This window comes from Candidatus Marimicrobium litorale, assembly GCF_026262645.1.
GTDB lineage: Bacteria > Pseudomonadota > Gammaproteobacteria > Pseudomonadales > Halieaceae > Marimicrobium > Marimicrobium litorale.
Genome location: NZ_SHNO01000001.1, coordinates 1,350,541 through 1,366,449 on the forward strand (window position 1 = coordinate 1,350,541; position 15,909 = coordinate 1,366,449).

The following is a 15,909-nucleotide window of genomic DNA, read 5'->3' on the forward strand; positions in this document are numbered from 1 at the left end:
CTAAGCGCCCCCGACCTCGAGACGGGCAATCACTGCCCCCTCCTGAACCACATCTCCCTTCACAACCAGCAACTCCTGCAACGTACCGCTCTCCCCGGTGCAGATCGGGATTTCCATCTTCATACTCTCTATCACCAAGACCTCTTCGTCTGACGCCAGTGTCTGCCCCACGACTGCAGACACCGTCCAAACCGTTCCCGTAACTTCAGCGATAATATCGACCAACATTAGCTTTTCCCGCCGTCCTTGGTCACTTTTTTCATCTCTTCGAGGTTGACAAAAATGGGCTTTCCGGTCGCGGCAATGCAGTTGCCGTGACCTAGCTGATGCATATCGAAAGCTGCCTCCAATGAATTTTGATAACCCTGAATATCCTGTGTGCGGTTGACCGCCCGCTTGGCCATCGCTAGACCGAACGCGGGCTGTTTCGCGATCGTCTCCGCCATGCTCATTACCTCTGCATTCAGGTCATCAAGGGCAACGACTTTGTTGACCATGCCAAGTTTCTCTGCGGTTGCGGCGTCGATAAAACTGCTGGTAAAGAGCATTTCCTTTGCCTTTCTCGCTCCGAACTCCCACGTATGAGCGTGGTATTCCACCCCACCAATACCCATAGCAACCACCGGGTCGCTAAAACGTGCATTGTCTGCAGCGATGATAATATCGCAGGGCCAGATCAACATCAGACCCGCTGCGATGCAGGCCCCGTGCACTGCTGCGATAGTCGGCTTAGGTATATTGCGCCATTTACTGCAATAACCAAGAAATACCTCTGCCTCGTATTCGTAAAGATCAGCCACTGGCTCACCGTCCCAGTCGATACTGGTCACCTGATCCATCGCCGGCTTGGTAATATCGTGCCCCGCAGAAAAATGCGGACCGTTGCCGTTGAGCACAATCACCTTCACCTGTTTGTCGGCAGCCGCCTGCATCCAGATCGCGTCAAGCTCGTTGAGCAAATCCAGGTCTTGCGCATTGCGCTGCTTGGGACGGTTGAGAGTAATCACCGCGATGTTGTCCTGTACGTCGTAGAGGACCTTAGCTTCATTCGTCATAGTGGATTCCGATATCGTCTCTTAGTTGTTGTTTAAGGATTTTTCCGCTTGGGTTGCGTGGTATCTGGTCGATAAAATGACAGTAAGTCGGCACCTTGAAGGTCGCTAGCTGCTTCCTGCAAAACGCTTGCAGCAGTTTCTCGTCGGGGGGGGTTGCGCCCTTAACAACAAGTATGGCAAGGGGCACCTCTCCCCACTTGCGATGGCTGACGCCGATTACAGCGGCATCAATGATGCCGGGATGCGTCGTGAGTACATTCTCGATCTCCACCGGGTAAACATTTTCACCCCCGGAAATAATCAGGTCTTTGACGCGGGCCACGATAGTGAGATAGCCCTCAGCGTCTAGCCTGCCCACGTCCCCCGTATGCAGCCATCCGTTCTGCACGGCCTGATCTGTTGCCTCCGCATTGTTCCAATAACCCTGCATAACCTGAGGGCCCCGGACGACAATTTCACCAGTACGCTGCACTGGCAATGCTTGACCCTGTCCATCGACAATCACCAGCTCCGTATCAAAAGCGGCTCGGCCGCAGCTCTCCAGTAAGTCAGGCCGATCCGTCAGCGCCCGGCGATGATCTGACGCTGACAACATGGCCACGATCGAATTGGCTTCGGTTTGGCCATAACCCTGGGTGAAATCGCACTCGAAGATATCAATGACCCGGCGCAGCAACGGCACCGCAATGGGAGACGCCCCGTAATAGATCAGGCGCAGGTCGGGAAATTGCATCGAATCAAGGCGAGGTATTGTCTCAACGATCATCTGTAACATGGCTGGCACCAGCGTCACCGCTGAGATAGGTCTGCTGTGCAGAGTTTCCACAACTCGCGCAGAGTCGTATTCTCGATGGATGACCAGAGTGAGGCCCTGTAAGACGCCTGTGTAACCGATCATAATTCCGGCAGCGTGGTACATGGGCGCTACCAGCAGGAACTCATCACCCGGCGCCCACGTGTACTCGCTGCCAAGGGCAGTCTGATAAACATTGCTAATGATATTGCCATGGCTGAGGAGCACACCCTTTGGCTGACCAGTGGTGCCACTTGTGTACATCTGCGACATGACATCCTGCGACTGCAACAAAGTGCGCTCCATTGGCGGAGCCACCTCGCCAAGCCAGCTCTGAAAAGAGGGAAATCCGGTCTGATTACCGTAGAGGCAAATAGCAGAAATTCGAGGACAGACCTTCGCTACCGGCGCGATTAATTCCTCGTCCGCAAACACCACTTTGGCGGTAGAGTCCTCGATAATGAAGGCACACTCACGGGGGGTCAGGCGATAGTTGATACCCACCGGCACCACCCCGAGACGTGCGCAGGCCAGGTACATAAAAAAGAACTCGATGGAATTCCTGCCCAGTAGAGCAAGGCGGTCACCTTTTGCCAGACCACTGGCCGCAAGCCGTCCCGCTATATGATCGATACGCTCACGCGCACGCGAAAACGTAAAACTCTGCTGTTCATGGGTAACAAAAACCACCTCAGCGTGAACACGAGCATGGTAATCAAGGTAGTCATCGATTCGACTGAACATCGCGTCAGCTCGACTCCGCCAAGTAATCGTAAATGACCTCACCCCGATCTAGCAAAATATCCCCCACCGTGTAGACGGAGCTGACCACCTTTCTGATGGGAATCTCACCCAGAGGGTTCCGGGTTGTCGAGGACAAAGCGAGACTGGCTTGCCCCTCCAGTATTTCCTTACGCTTGTCGTCGCGCACCTTGCACGTGTTGATCTGACGAATGTCATAGCCACACCCGTCTACAGAGGGGATGGACTTCAACAGGAAGTGCTCCCGATCGTATACAGGTATCGGCTCCCCCTCTCGCTCAAAGTTCATTTTCATAGTAATTATATCTGTGCCTCCCTCGGAAACTCGGGCAACGACACCGTGCTCATCGCGCTGAATAAAAATATCGCCACGAACCTTGGGAAAGCCCCAGACCTCGCGCCCGGCAGTGAGCAACTCCACCTCGTCGAGGTACAGTATCGGCATGAATGTCCCCACTCGATCATCCAGCGTCACGGGCACCATAATGCCCGCCTCGCCATAACTGATCTGTGAAGGTTCAGTCACGTGCAGCATCCCCACGTAAATAGCCATTATATTGTCCGCATTGACTTTCAGGGGCTCGGGCACGATCGCTTCCAGGCAATCCCGGTCGGTCTCTACCTTCAGAGTAAACATCTCGTTGTTGCGATACTGATACGGCGGCAAGACATAGGGTTGAGCATCCACACCGAACTGTGCGCCACTGAAGTTAACGTTAGTCATTCCGATCCCTTCCTCTTCTTCAACTGCTACCAGTGATCTTCAATTAATCTGCCTGTTCATACCTTTCCAGTAGGGCGCACGAATATCCTTCTTGAGTAATTTTCCAGACGCATTACGCGGCAGGAGATCAGTAAAATCAACGGACTTGGGCACCTTGTAGCCAGCAATTTTTTGCCTCGCAAAACTAATCAACTCCGCCTCAGAGACAGACGCGCCCTCTTTTTTCACGATCACCGCCTTAACGGCCTCACCCCATTTATCACTAGGCACACCGACAACTGCCACATCCTGCACGGCTGCATGCTCATACAGTGCACTTTCAACCTCCGCGGGGTATACATTCTCACCGCCGGAAACGATCATGTCCTTTACTCGATCGTAGATATAAAGAAACCCTTCTTGATCGAGATAACCCGCATCACCAGAGTGCAGCCAGCCGTCGCGAAGAGTTTCGGCAGTCGCCTCAGGTCGCCTCCAATAACCATTCATCAAGGACGAGCCCTTGATTAGAATCTCACCAACGGTATCCGGCGGCAGCACGTTGTCGTATTCATCTGCAATAGCTATTTCGACGCCGGGATAAGGCCTACCACAGGACGCCATTTTGCGCGCGTCTGGATCGCTGTGATCACGAGGCTCCAGCACGGTCATGGACCCGGCTGTCTCCGTCATGCCATAGATCTGGGCAAAACCGCAGCCCATAACTTTTAGCGCACGCTGCAACAGGGCTGAAGGGATCGGTGATGCACCGTAGAGCAGTATATTGAGGCTGGCGAAAACCTCCGGGCGACAGGCCGGATTATCCAACAACAATTGAATGGCCGCCGGGACAAGAAAAGTACGAGTCACCTTCTCCGACTCGAGAAGCACGATGATCTCCGCGGGATCGACCTCCTCGACCAGTACTGCTTTGGCACCGTTGTACAGAGAAATCAGTCCGGTCGCGGTGCCACCAATATGAAATAACGGCATGGCAACCAAAATGACGTCTTCAGGCCCTGACAATTGCCAGCCCCCCAGTCGACACTCTGCCTCACGCTGGGCGAGCAGTGCTGCACTCGAAATCTGAACGCCCTTGGGCCGACCGGTTGTGCCACTTGTGTAGAGTTGTATGACTGTATCTTCGCCGCTGGGAGACCTGGAGATTTCATACTCAGATTGGATATCACGCCACCGGTGATAGCTCTCTGCGCCGTCGCCTTCGATCACCACCACCTTTTCCAGCAGGGGCAATTGTGGCCGAATACTTTCCAGCAGAGGCAGAAACCCGGAGGCGATGAACAGCACCCGGGTTTCACTGTCATTAACAATATACTCGACTTCCGGCGCGGCAAGTCGCCAATTAACACCGACCAGCACTACGCCGCACTTGCTGGCACCAAGCAATAACTCGAAAAAAACATCGCAGTTCTTTGCCAGCACCGCGACTCGCTGCCCGGCTTCGACCAGCTCACTCAATCCGTTAGCAACTTGCTTCGCGTAGCGGTCCAGTTCGCCATAAGTGGTAACGCGGTTGCCGAAGAGAAAGGCTGAATGCTCCGGGCGCTCGGCTGCGTGATAGCTGCTGATATCGTCGAGAGTTTTGAATTGTCGGTAGAGGGGCATAGGCCAGCTTTCTCTATTTGCTTATTTTGACGCTACGTGTGGATTACCCGCTAGCGTGGTCTGGTTGTTAACATGATGCTCCGCCATCGAGCACTAACGCGTGCCCTGTCATGAAGGATGACTGGTCACAGGCCATCCAAACAACCGCATCGGCGACCTCTTGCGGTGTTCCCAACCGACCCAGCGGGTGCATTTTTAATACCTTTCGCGATACCTTCTGATCTTGTAACAAACTGCGTCGGGCAATATCGGTGTCGATGACTCCAGGACATATCGCATTGATCCTGAGGCCACGGTCCGCATACTCTCGGGCCGCTGTTTTTGTCATTCCTATAACGGCATGCTTGCTGGCAGTATAAGCGCAGCCCATCATCTCATTCGCACCGAGACCAGCGATGGACGACATATTAATGATCGTCCCGCCGTCGACCATGCAGGGAATCTCATACTTCATACAGCGCCAGACGCCCTTGAGATTGGTGTCGATCACCGCATCAAATACCTCTTCCTTATAGTCGGCAGTAGGCACAAAGGGAGTACCCTCAATGCCGGCATTATTTACCGCAACATGCAGGGCGCCGTATTCGGTTACGACATCTTCCAGCAACTTGCTCACCGCTGCGGTGGAACCAACATCCACGTGTCGGAAGCCGGCATTGCCGCCTGCTGCGATAATCGCATCGACCACCGCGCTGCCTTCGTTTTCGCGCCGTGATGCAACCACGACCCGTGCACCCTCTTCGCCAAGACGCAGCGCGATCGCGCTGCCGATGCCACTGCTGGCGCCCACCACCAATGCGCTTCTACCCTCCAGCAAGCCGGCCATCAGCGGATGTCCTTACCGCAACAAATCATTTGCAGAGTTTCCATCGCCAGATCTTCCAGCGACAATTCGCCGTCGAGCTGAAACCAGTAAGGCGTCCAGTGAATGGCCCCGGCGATCAACCTGCGTGTGACGAACATGTCACCCGCCAGTAGCCCGGCTTCCTCGGTGTCTTGCAAAGCGTCCAGCCAGAGCTGTTCGTAGACGTCGCGGTATTGAAGAATGTCCTGCTGTACCTCACTCGACAGCGAGCGCCACTCGGATATCAATACTGACATGATCGCCGTCGTATCAGGACCGATGGTGAACTGCAGTTCACTGCGGATACAGGCCAGCAGCTTATCTCGTGGACCTTCGGCTCTGCTAATCGCGTCTCTGAGAATCTCGGTAAAGTAAATAAGAGCCTCGGACATAACCGAACGAAGAATATCTTCCTTGGAGGAAAAGTGATGAAAAATACTGCCCGACTGAATCCCTACCGCACCGGCAATATCACGGACCGTTGTGCGTTCGTATCCCTTCTGGCGAAACAGCTGCGCAGCCTGATCGAGCAGACGCCCGCGGGGGCTGTCGGGGTCCGTGATCTGCCCCTGCTGAATCAGCGCATTGAGTTGTCCCATAAATTTCTGTCCTGCACAGGCTCTGGAAACTCGCGTGGCGATTAGGCTAACTCTTGAATCCCGAAAAGCCGCTTAACCAAGCGCTTGCTTGGTCAGCCATATTACGCCAAAATCCCCGAACTTCAACCACTCTTCTGCATCCGAATGGGCGAGCTGGCACGCGCCATGGCAAGAGGAACGTCACCATGCTGTTTACACCTGAACACAACGAACTTCGACGCAGTTTGCGCAATTTCATCGGCACGGAACTGAATCCCCATGTCGATGAATGGGAACGCGCTGGCTTCACTCCACTGCATGAAATAATGCCCAAAATGGCATGCCTCGGGCTGCTGGGTATCGATAAGCCCACCGCCTACGGTGGCTTGGGACTGGACTACAGTTTCGCCATGGTCGCCCACGAGACGTTTGGCGAAGTCGACAGCGCTGGAGTGAAGCTGGGTATCGATGTGCAGACGTCGATGGCGACACCGGCCCTCGCAAAATTCGGCAGTGACGTATTACGCGAAGAATTTCTGCGACCCGCTATTGCTGGTGAGCAGGTCTGCTCAATTGCCGTAAGCGAGGTGGGAGGCGGCTCTGATGTTGCCTCTATACAAACCCGTGCGCGCGCGAGCGGCGAAGACTATGTAATCAGCGGTAGCAAAATGTGGATTACCAACGCGACTCAGGCCGACTGGATTTGCCTGCTGGTGAATACCTCAGACAAGGCCCCACACAGGAACAAGTCCCTGGTCATCGTGCCTACCGACTTACCAGGCTTCAGCGTGAGTCCACCGCTCGAAAAACTGGGCATGCGTTCTTCAGATACCGCGCAGATTTTTCTCGACGAGGTCCGTATTCCACAGCGTTACCGTATCGGTGAGGAAGGGCAGGGATTTGCCTATCAAATGCAACAGTTTCAGGAGGAACGGCTGTCCTGCATCAGCAACTTACGTCCACTCGAAATCGCCATTGAGCGCACCATTGAATACTGCGCGCAGCGTACCGTATTCGGCAAACCCGTACTGGATAATCAGGTGGTGCATTTCCGACTGGCCGAATTGCAGACTGATATAGAGGCCGTACGGGCACTTTTTTATCGAGCAGCCGAACATTACATAGATGATAAAGATGTTACTCAACTGGCTTCAATGGCGAAATTGAAAATCGGGCGCCTCAGCAGAGAAGTAGCCGACGCCTGTCTGCAGTATTGGGGTGGACAAGGTTATATGTGGGAAAACCCCGTCTCGCGTTTATTCCGGGATGGCAGACTGGTTTCCATAGGGGGGGGTACAGACGAGGTTATGCTCTCGATCATCGCCAAAGGGATGGGAACGCTGCCAACCAGAGATCCGGCAGACTCCTGAATAATCCGCTGACGAACAGCAGTCCCCGTCAGACTCTGATACCTTGTCCGAAGCCGATTGTGTGCCGATCCCATCGGGTCGGCTGCCTGGTATATGTGAAACGTCACAACCGAGCACACATTGACAGGCTGCATACGCACTACAGGACAAAAGCACTGCTTACGCCCTTCAGCAACTCGCCTCGGCGTGATCAAAAATCACAGGCAGACTGTCTGGACCGCGAAAGGAAAAGCCGATCATACGAGAAGACCCACCTGGCGCGACCCTTAGATTGTGCAGGCGATCTAGAATAGCGTTGAGCGCCACTTCGGCCTCCAGTTTCGCAAGATGCGAACCCGCACAGTAATGAGGTCCGTATCCGAAGCTTATGTGCTCGTTGTCAGCACGATCGATATCAAACAAATCCGGATGCGTGAACTGCCGCTCATCTCTATTGGCAGCTCCGATATGACAGAGGACAGACGCGCCCGCCGGAATACTTACACCTGCAATTTTAGTATCTACAGCGGCCTCGCGCATGACCGTGCTAATCGGCGACTCCCAGCGCATGGCTTCATTAATCAGGGGGGTCACCAGCGTGCGATCTATCCGAACACGCTCCATCAACTGCGGATCATTCAACATCGCGAAGCAGGCAGTGCCTAACAGGTGATTGGTCGTTTCTGCACCGGCCAATACCAGCAAACGCAGAAAAGAGACCACCTCAAAATCAGATAGCTGCTCACCATCAATTTCCGCCGTGACCAGCGTACCGATCATATCGGATTCAGGCTTCTCGCGTTTTGCCTGCACGATCGGTGTCAAATAATTGAGTAATTTCTCAGAAGCCAGCAGGCCCGTTGCGGGATCGTGCGCCACAAGACATAAATCCCTGCCCCATTGATGCACCTGGCCCAGTTCGTCGGCAGGCAAGCCCAGCAGGGAAACAAACACCGCCAACGGAAATTGAAAACAAAAATCACAGTGTAAATCCGCCTCGCCCTCGCTGATAAATACATCGATAGCCCGATCCGCGGTTCTCCGCACCGTCTCCTGGAAGCCACCATCCCTTAACACACGGGGCGCCATAGAAGGCGTAATCAGGGTGCGATGCTTCAGATGCTCCTTTCCATCCATCCCGACTACGGTTGGACCCATGACAATCCCCATCGTACGCTGCACAATATCACTGGAGAAAACTTTATCGTTCTTTAAAGTTGACCTCACATCCGCATAGCGCGTAATCAGAAAAGAGCGCGGCGCATCGGCGGGCATCATGTCCGTTGTTTCAATGACCGGGTCATCCCGACGCAAGGCTGCATAGATCCTGTAAGGATTCGAAACCGGCGCCATTGGCCCCAGTTGCAGCAGTGCCTCAAGATCGATCGCGTGCTCGTCGATATCAGCCTGGTCTACCAACAGTTTTTCCTCATTCACTCTTATTATTTTTCAGGCGCAAGCCAACAGGACACTGGCAGGTCGCTGATAATGCGCCCTTTAGTATAGCAGGGGGACTAAAAATGGTGCGGAAAGCCACGCACGGGGTCGCCTGCCAGACTGACCTCACTGACAGACTCCTTTGCCTGAACCAATGGTCCAGCGTTGCCGATGACGCAGACCATCGCCCCGGGGTAACGCCCTGAGGATACACGCAATGGGCCTCCCGTGTGTGAGCCAATGAGCCTCACCCCCCAGTGCCCCCGGGAAACAGGGCTGTTAGCGCCCGGCAAAGCCAGAATACAGTGAGGGGCGCGACACTCCCACGGTTATGTCAAACAGATGCAAAAGCGTTATTTCAATACAGTTTGCGCAACAGGGCTTATAATACCCACAGTCGCACTGTTAGCGCCATCGAGCACGAATAGCGTAACCATCGATTATAGGTCGCCATAATGGAAAGCATGACACCTCAAAGCCTGCCTCTGGCTGATGTACTGCCCTTCTTCCTTCTGGCATTACTCGTTTATGGCATTGCAGAACTGATCTACATGCAACGAGTGCAAAAAAGCGCGAGACTCGGAGAGTACGGCATGTCCGTCAAGGGCATGGGGTTTACGCTGACAATCGGGGTTCTTGTAGAGCTGCTGGTCGGCCCATTCAATAAATTGTTGTTGGCCCTGTGGGGAGCCAATTTCAGTCTGATAGATGCGGGGATGTCACCACTCGGCTGGGTGTATGGCTTTGTAATCTATGAACTGTGTTATTGGTTTCAGCACTGGGCCGCACACAAGGTCAGACTGCTATGGTGCCTGCATTCGCCGCACCACGCCCCGGGAGCTATCAATATGTTTGTCGGATTCAACCACTCTTTTCTTGAGACTCTGTTTTACATGCCATTCTTACTGGGCTTTTTGCCCGCTGTGCTGGGCGTGCACCCCGCGGTTATCGCCGTTCTCGCATTCATTGATGTGGTCTGGGGAAATATTTTGCACATCAGTGACAAAGTGGTCAGCAGGCGCTGGGGGCCGCTGGAAAAGTTCATGCAAACGCCCTCCTATCATCGGGTGCATCATGCACAGAATATTCGCTATATGGATACCAACTACAACTCCATTACCCTTTTTGGCGACTGGCTCATGAACACCCTGCAACCGCTTGATAAAAACGAGCCAGTGAAATTCGGCATTACACGCGAGGTCGACACCAGTAGCTTCACTGATGTTCATTTTGGTGAGTTTGGGCTACTTTGGCGAGACCTTCGCTGTGCACGCAATCTGCGCGACATTGCAGGGTATCTGTTCCGGGCGCCGGGTTGGCGTCCAAATGGGCGACAGGATACCGTAGCGGCTCAAAAAGGAAGGTCGCAGATAAGCACCTAGTGAGACGCAGACAGCCAGCTGTATATTCAAGACGTGGCAGAGCAACGCCAATTACTTTATGCTAATTCCCGGGTTGGCGATGTCATTCGCGGGAAGTCAGATCCAGGTAGGATAAATCGGAGCGAGTAAATCGCCATGCAGGAGCTGTGGACAGAGTACTACGAACTATTGGCTGGCACGTCTTTCGTGCTTTTTCTTGCCTATTTTTCACTACTACTTAGCTGGCCTTTTTTTCTATTACTGGAAAAGCTTACACCGGTTAACCGACACACGCCTCGCAGTAACTTTTTTTTCAATTGGAAAATTACCGGCAGCAACCTGCTGCTGGCCCCTGTATTCAACGCACTGGTCATCCTGCTGACTCTTGCGCTTGTCGACACCCTGGGTCTACCGAAACTTGGCGTCACTACTGCCAGCATGTCGATCGGCCTTCCTGTCGTCGACACACTACTGCAAGGTATGCTTATCTTCGTCACGGCGTGCTTTCTCGGTGACTTCTCTTATTATTGGTGGCACAGAGCCCAGCACCAGATTCCCGTATTGTGGGAAATACACAAGCTGCATCACAGCGACGAACATCTGAATACCACCACCATCTATCGATCGCATTTTCTGGAACCTGCGGGGCAGGCTCTCGTACGAGGACTCACAATAGGCCTTATTTTCGATATCAGCGAGACGCCACAAACCGCTATCGCTATCGTAGCCGGAGGCCTTCTACCTGTACTATGGGATTACTTTATCCATGCCAACGTGCGCATTGACGCACTGAACCGTGTATTGCCTTTTTTTTCCGTGCCGCAATTTCATTGGATACACCACTCCCGGGAACCAGAACATCAGGACAAGAATTTCTCCATCTGGCTTCCCTTGTTCGATATCGCGTTTGGCAGTTACTATCGGCCCCGGCGTGACGAATATCCCGCAACAGGCCTGAGTAGCGGTGAAAAAATACAAACTCTTTGGGAAGCTCAGGCCGGACCACTGCTAGCGTGGAAAAGCATGCTTAAAAACCGCAGGACGCGGCCCGCAAAAGAACGGCAAGCTGACGGGCGAAACGCATGAGCGAGCTTTAGCGTCTCAACGTGCTAACAGCTCACTTACGGTGACAAAATCATATCCCCTGGACTTCAATGATTGAATGATTATTCCTGTCGCCTCTACCGTTGGAGCACGACTATCCTGGCGGTAGGGATCATCGACGTCACCATGGCCATCATGCAATAAAATAATGGCGCCGGGTTCCACGCTCTTCAGTACAGCCTCGGCAATCAGAGCGGGGTCTGTGACCTCCCAATCACTCCCGTGGTCGGACATCAGAATAGAAATCATGCCCAGCTCGTCAATCGCACGCTTTACGCCGGGACCTTGGATCCCATAAGGCGGACGAAATAACCGTGGTGAATAGTCCAACTCCAGATGCGTATCAATGAGTTCACCCGTGCGCACAATCTCCTCCTGCATCGATTCGCGTTGCAGTGAAATCATCGGCTTATGGGAATAGCTGTGATTCGCAACCTCATGATCCGCCCGCGCCACCATCCGTGCGGTGTCAGGAAATGCTTCAACGTGACTACCCTTGAGGAAAAAAGTCGCCTTGACATCGTGCTCGGCGAGTAACTTCAGCAGAGCCTCCGTGTGCGGCGGATTAGGGCCATCGTCAAACGTAAGGGCGACAACTTTGGCATCCACCGGCAGACGCACAATTGCCCCGCTGTAGGACCAGTAAATAACCGCCACCAAGCCAATAACCACAATAGTGAGCAGAATAAGCCCTTTTCGCCACATAATGTTTACCCTCACCTCGCGTCAACGACGCTTTCACATTGCTGCGCTTTCTATCTAGCCCATAATTCGTATACTGAAGCCTGATCAGTAGATACCAGCAGCTTCTCATAATTGTCCATAGGGACGAAAGAGCCGGAGGTTAATCCATGACACGTCGTCAACGCCTGCAGGAGCAAGCTCGCTGGATGGACTCGGAAACGATCGCCGAGGCCGTCGCCGCAGCCAAGCGTGGCGAATCCGGGGGGCGTTTGACGCTGACCGCCGCGCTTGCCTGGATAGCCTTTTCATGCGTGGAAGCAACAGAGCCAGTCTGTGACAATATTTTTTCAGCCTGGCTGGGGAGCGGCCCCACACCCAACATTCCCCGCGATTTGCCATCAGCTCCGCTGGAAGACAGCTTCTGGGACGCATTCTGGGCTGTGGTTGATGGTCATGATGAGGGTTACGATGCGATTTCCATTACCGTGGCGGTCGCCTCCCTCGGTGCGGCTCTGCACCCCGATATGCAAGCACTGGCAGACCAGCATGCTCAGAATCACCGCGGCGCCGCCAACGCCATCTGCAACCCCGTGCCCGATTTCACCGATATCGATGCGCTGGCCCAGTGCCCCGCTGGCAGTCTAGGCCTCTCCTTACATCGAATGATCGTTGAAAACGGATACGATCCCGAAGTGCTCGACCGTGACGCTATCGCACTGAGCGATCTGCCCCACTCGCTGCATTACCTCAACGCCAGGATTCTGCAGATGCACGATGTTTGGCATCTGGTTGCCGGCTACAAAACAACCTCCTCCAACGAAATCGCAATATCGTCCTTTCAGCTTGCCCAGTTCGGGCACAACTATTCCTCCATGTTTCTCGCGGCTGTCATGGCCATCAGCAACTTCAAGGAGCCACGAGGATTCACAATCCTCATGCAAATTCTCGCTGAAGCGTGGCAGCATGGACGTGAAACACCCGTCATGATGGATATTGAGTGGGAACAGGAATGGGATCGCTCACTCGAAGACATACGAGCGCGACACAGTATTGCCACCTACGAGAGTATATTCCCCGCAGACCTGCTCGAGTCTATCGATACGGCCTCCCTCTGGAGGAAGCTGACGCTGGGATACCAATTGATCCGCTACAACCTCCGACTAAGGAAAAACGCCCCGCTACCAACAGCGCCTTGAGATTGCAGCCAGAGGGCCTGATAATGCCGCTGTGCACCACGTTCACGCCACAGGTAACATTAGCAGTGAATGCGTCTGTTCCGTGGATGCGAAGCGATATCCTGATCACACAAATAACAGAAAGGTCAGCACATGGAGAAAAGCTTACTTGTTCCCGTGCTTCTGGCTAGCGGCCTATCCGCGGCCGCAGCACCCATCTCCGCCCAGCAAGACCCACACACGGGAGACCGAGCCATACTGGAGGAATTGGTCGTTACCGCGCGAAAGCGCGAACAGAACTTGCAGGACGTAGCGGTCAGTGTCTCTCTGCTCTCGGGCAAAACACTGGCAGAAGCGCAATTGAAAAACGCGGCAGAACTCGCCACGCTGCTGCCTACCCTCAACTTACAGGCGAGCTCAGGGCCTTCGACCGCGTCATTCAATATACGCGGTATAGGGACACAGACGTTCAGCCCAGGCGTGGACCCCAGTGTTTCAACCATGGTCGATGGCGTTGTACTGGGGCGTTCCGGCATGGCTTTCCTGGACCTTGCAGATATCGAACGCGTAGAGGTGCTCAGAGGTCCACAGGGTACGCTGTACGGTAAAAATGCCTCCGGGGGTGTCGTGCATATTATCACGCGCGACCCCACCCCCGAATTTAGCGGCACCATTGCCGGCACCGCGATCGAAGACAACGAATATCGTATCGATGGCACAGTGTCCGGGCCTGTCAGCGATACGCTGGGTTATCGACTGACCGGCAGCAAGGTGGATGACGATGGCTGGGCCAAGAACGTCTACAACGGCAACAAGATCAATGATCAGGACAGTTACACGATTCGCGGAAAGCTGTTGTGGCAGCCAGACGAGGACCTGGAGTTCCTGCTCGCTGGGGACTATCACGAAAACGACTGCAACTGTCTCGCCCTGAGCGTGAGAGAAATTCTCGCAGGGCCAAGCCAGAACAGATTATTGCAGGAACAATTACCCCTGGTGCCCTCCGACGATCAGCAGGATGTCAATAATGATGAGTCCACCAAAAACCACACCAAGAGTGGCGGTCTGTCGCTCAGTGCCAACTGGAATATTGAAGACTACCTGCTGACCTCTATCAGCGCTTACCGGGACTGGGACAACAAGAGCATCGTGGACTTCGACCGTGGACCGACCAACCCACTTGCCCTGAGTTTTCCTTCCATACCCAGGACTGAACAAGACCAGGTCTCCCAGGAGATAAGAGTGCAGTCACCGGTATCTGACTGGGGTTCTTACATACTGGGGGCCTACTACTTCGAACAGGACATCGATACCAGTAGCAGTACAGCAACGTCTCTGATAATTCCCGCCACCCGCATCGCCAGTACCCATGTCGAGGCCAGAAACGCGTCCATCTTCGGCGAGGTCAATGTCAATATCTCCCAGCAATGGCAACTTATACTGGGCGGGCGTTACTCCTATGACGAACTGAAATATCGCACTCAAGCGGTTGGCAGCGATGGAATACTTTTTCCTCCCCCCGGACGGTCCAGAAATTCACTCGACGAAACTGATTTCTCGCCGAAGGTCGTCGTGCAGTGGGATTTTAATGAACAAGCAATGGCCTATGCCAGTTACGTGAGCGGCTACAAAGGCCCTGCGTTCGACACGTCACTGGTCGCCGACGGATCTGTTGTCAAACCCGAGACCAGCGATGCGTGGGAGCTTGGCCTGAAATCGCGCTGGCTGGACGATCGCCTTCTGCTGAATATCGCTGCGTTTTACGCCGAGTATGACGACTTTCAGGCGGAGACCTCCCTCGATAACAACCCCGACGACCTGCTTCCGGGTAGTCCGGTGCTAGTCAATGCAGGCGAAGTCTCCACCAAAGGCGTAGAAATTGAATTCATTGCGCAGCCCGCGGACAGCTGGACAATCAGTGGTGGACTCGCCTACACCGACGGAACGATAGAAGACTACGAGGAGGGAAACTGCAGTGGTGGGCAGATTGCCCGTAATGAATGTCCCGACGGATACCAGGACCTGTCCGGCGGCCGCCTGCCACAGACACCTAAATGGAAATTCAACCTGAACACCAACTACCGCATTGGTCTGCAGAAAGTGCCTCTGGACCTGACGCTAGGCGCTAACCTGAGGATGCAGGACGATGTACTGTACGGGCTGTCACAAGACCCGTATACAGAGCAGGATGGGTATACCATTTTGGATATCAGTGCGGCATTGTCCGGCAGAGACAAGGGTTATCGCTTTACGGCTTTCGTCAAGAATGTGTTCGATACACATTACGCGGCGCTTATTTTTGCCAACAGCGCCGACCTGCAGCCGAATGCCTATATCCAGCTGGTGCCCAAATACGCGTCTCGAACCGCCGGAGTTGAGCTGCGCTACGACTTTTAAAGCGGCTTAACAGTACATTTGGCCTAAGCCAAAAAATTCAC

15 protein-coding genes are annotated in these 15,909 nt (G+C 53.9%); 5 read left to right on the forward strand and 10 right to left on the reverse strand.

What is annotated here, in order from left to right:
* The 7 genes from EYC82_RS06150 to EYC82_RS06180 form a co-directional block, all read right to left on the reverse strand.
* Positions 1-228: an acyl-CoA carboxylase biotin carboxyl carrier protein subunit gene (locus tag EYC82_RS06150; RefSeq protein WP_279248668.1), complete on the reverse strand. Its 228-nt coding sequence runs from the start codon at positions 226-228 to the stop codon at positions 1-3.
* Complete coding sequence (locus EYC82_RS06155) at positions 228-1,055, reverse strand: enoyl-CoA hydratase (RefSeq protein ID WP_279248669.1); 828 nt, start codon at positions 1,053-1,055, stop codon at positions 228-230. The genes EYC82_RS06150 and EYC82_RS06155 overlap by 1 nt, the downstream gene beginning before the upstream one ends.
* Positions 1,045-2,592, reverse strand: a complete 1,548-nt coding sequence (locus tag EYC82_RS06160; RefSeq protein WP_279248670.1) for a class I adenylate-forming enzyme family protein — start codon at positions 2,590-2,592, stop codon at positions 1,045-1,047. The genes EYC82_RS06155 and EYC82_RS06160 overlap by 11 nt, the downstream gene beginning before the upstream one ends.
* A 4-nt stretch (positions 2,593-2,596) precedes the next feature.
* Positions 2,597-3,334 carry an acetoacetate decarboxylase family protein gene (locus EYC82_RS06165; RefSeq protein WP_279248671.1) on the reverse strand — a complete coding sequence of 246 codons (738 nt, stop codon included), beginning with the start codon at positions 3,332-3,334 and terminating at the stop codon, positions 2,597-2,599.
* 39 nt (positions 3,335-3,373) lie between these two features.
* Positions 3,374-4,939 (reverse strand): fatty acid--CoA ligase, encoded by a 1,566-nt coding sequence (locus EYC82_RS06170; protein ID WP_279248672.1) that lies wholly within the window; start codon positions 4,937-4,939, stop codon positions 3,374-3,376.
* A gap of 67 nt (positions 4,940-5,006) precedes the next feature.
* Positions 5,007-5,765, reverse strand: a complete 759-nt coding sequence (locus EYC82_RS06175) for an SDR family NAD(P)-dependent oxidoreductase (RefSeq protein ID WP_279248673.1) — start codon at positions 5,763-5,765, stop codon at positions 5,007-5,009.
* Positions 5,765-6,382 (reverse strand): TetR/AcrR family transcriptional regulator, encoded by a 618-nt coding sequence (locus EYC82_RS06180; RefSeq protein ID WP_279248674.1) that lies wholly within the window; start codon positions 6,380-6,382, stop codon positions 5,765-5,767. Before EYC82_RS06180 ends, EYC82_RS06175 begins: the two co-directional genes overlap by 1 nt.
* 185 nt (positions 6,383-6,567) lie before the next feature.
* Between EYC82_RS06180 and EYC82_RS06185 the strand changes: the two genes are divergently transcribed.
* Complete coding sequence (locus tag EYC82_RS06185) at positions 6,568-7,731, forward strand: acyl-CoA dehydrogenase family protein (protein WP_279248675.1); 1,164 nt, start codon at positions 6,568-6,570, stop codon at positions 7,729-7,731.
* Positions 7,732-7,899: 168 nt separating this feature from the next.
* Here the strand turns inward: EYC82_RS06185 and EYC82_RS06190 are convergent, their stop codons facing one another.
* Together EYC82_RS06190 and EYC82_RS06195 are read right to left on the reverse strand one after the other, a co-directional pair.
* Positions 7,900-9,147 carry a cytochrome P450 gene (locus EYC82_RS06190; RefSeq protein WP_279248676.1) on the reverse strand — a complete coding sequence of 416 codons (1,248 nt, stop codon included), beginning with the start codon at positions 9,145-9,147 and terminating at the stop codon, positions 7,900-7,902.
* 77 nt (positions 9,148-9,224) lie between these two features.
* Positions 9,225-9,365, reverse strand: coding sequence for a hypothetical protein (locus tag EYC82_RS06195; RefSeq protein ID WP_279248677.1), 141 nt, complete (start codon positions 9,363-9,365; stop codon positions 9,225-9,227).
* Between the two features lie 237 nt (positions 9,366-9,602).
* Here EYC82_RS06195 and EYC82_RS06200 point away from each other — a divergent pair, with 237 nt between their 5' ends.
* Together EYC82_RS06200 and EYC82_RS06205 are read left to right on the forward strand one after the other, a co-directional pair.
* Positions 9,603-10,529: a sterol desaturase family protein gene (locus EYC82_RS06200; protein ID WP_279248678.1), complete on the forward strand. Its 927-nt coding sequence runs from the start codon at positions 9,603-9,605 to the stop codon at positions 10,527-10,529.
* Between the two features lie 135 nt (positions 10,530-10,664).
* Positions 10,665-11,594, forward strand: coding sequence for a sterol desaturase family protein (locus EYC82_RS06205; protein WP_279248679.1), 930 nt, complete (start codon positions 10,665-10,667; stop codon positions 11,592-11,594).
* A gap of 15 nt (positions 11,595-11,609) precedes the next feature.
* On the opposite strand, the gene EYC82_RS06210 is transcribed toward EYC82_RS06205, so the two are convergent.
* Positions 11,610-12,317: a polysaccharide deacetylase family protein gene (locus tag EYC82_RS06210; protein WP_279248680.1), complete on the reverse strand. Its 708-nt coding sequence runs from the start codon at positions 12,315-12,317 to the stop codon at positions 11,610-11,612.
* 146 nt (positions 12,318-12,463) lie between these two features.
* Between EYC82_RS06210 and EYC82_RS06215 the strand changes: the two genes are divergently transcribed.
* Both EYC82_RS06215 and EYC82_RS06220 read left to right on the forward strand, forming a co-directional pair.
* Positions 12,464-13,492, forward strand: coding sequence for a Coq4 family protein (locus EYC82_RS06215; RefSeq protein ID WP_279248681.1), 1,029 nt, complete (start codon positions 12,464-12,466; stop codon positions 13,490-13,492).
* Positions 13,493-13,624: 132 nt separating this feature from the next.
* Entirely contained in the window at positions 13,625-15,868 is a 2,244-nt protein-coding gene (locus EYC82_RS06220) for a TonB-dependent receptor (RefSeq protein WP_279248682.1), read from the forward strand.
* Positions 15,869-15,909 lie beyond the last annotated feature (41 nt).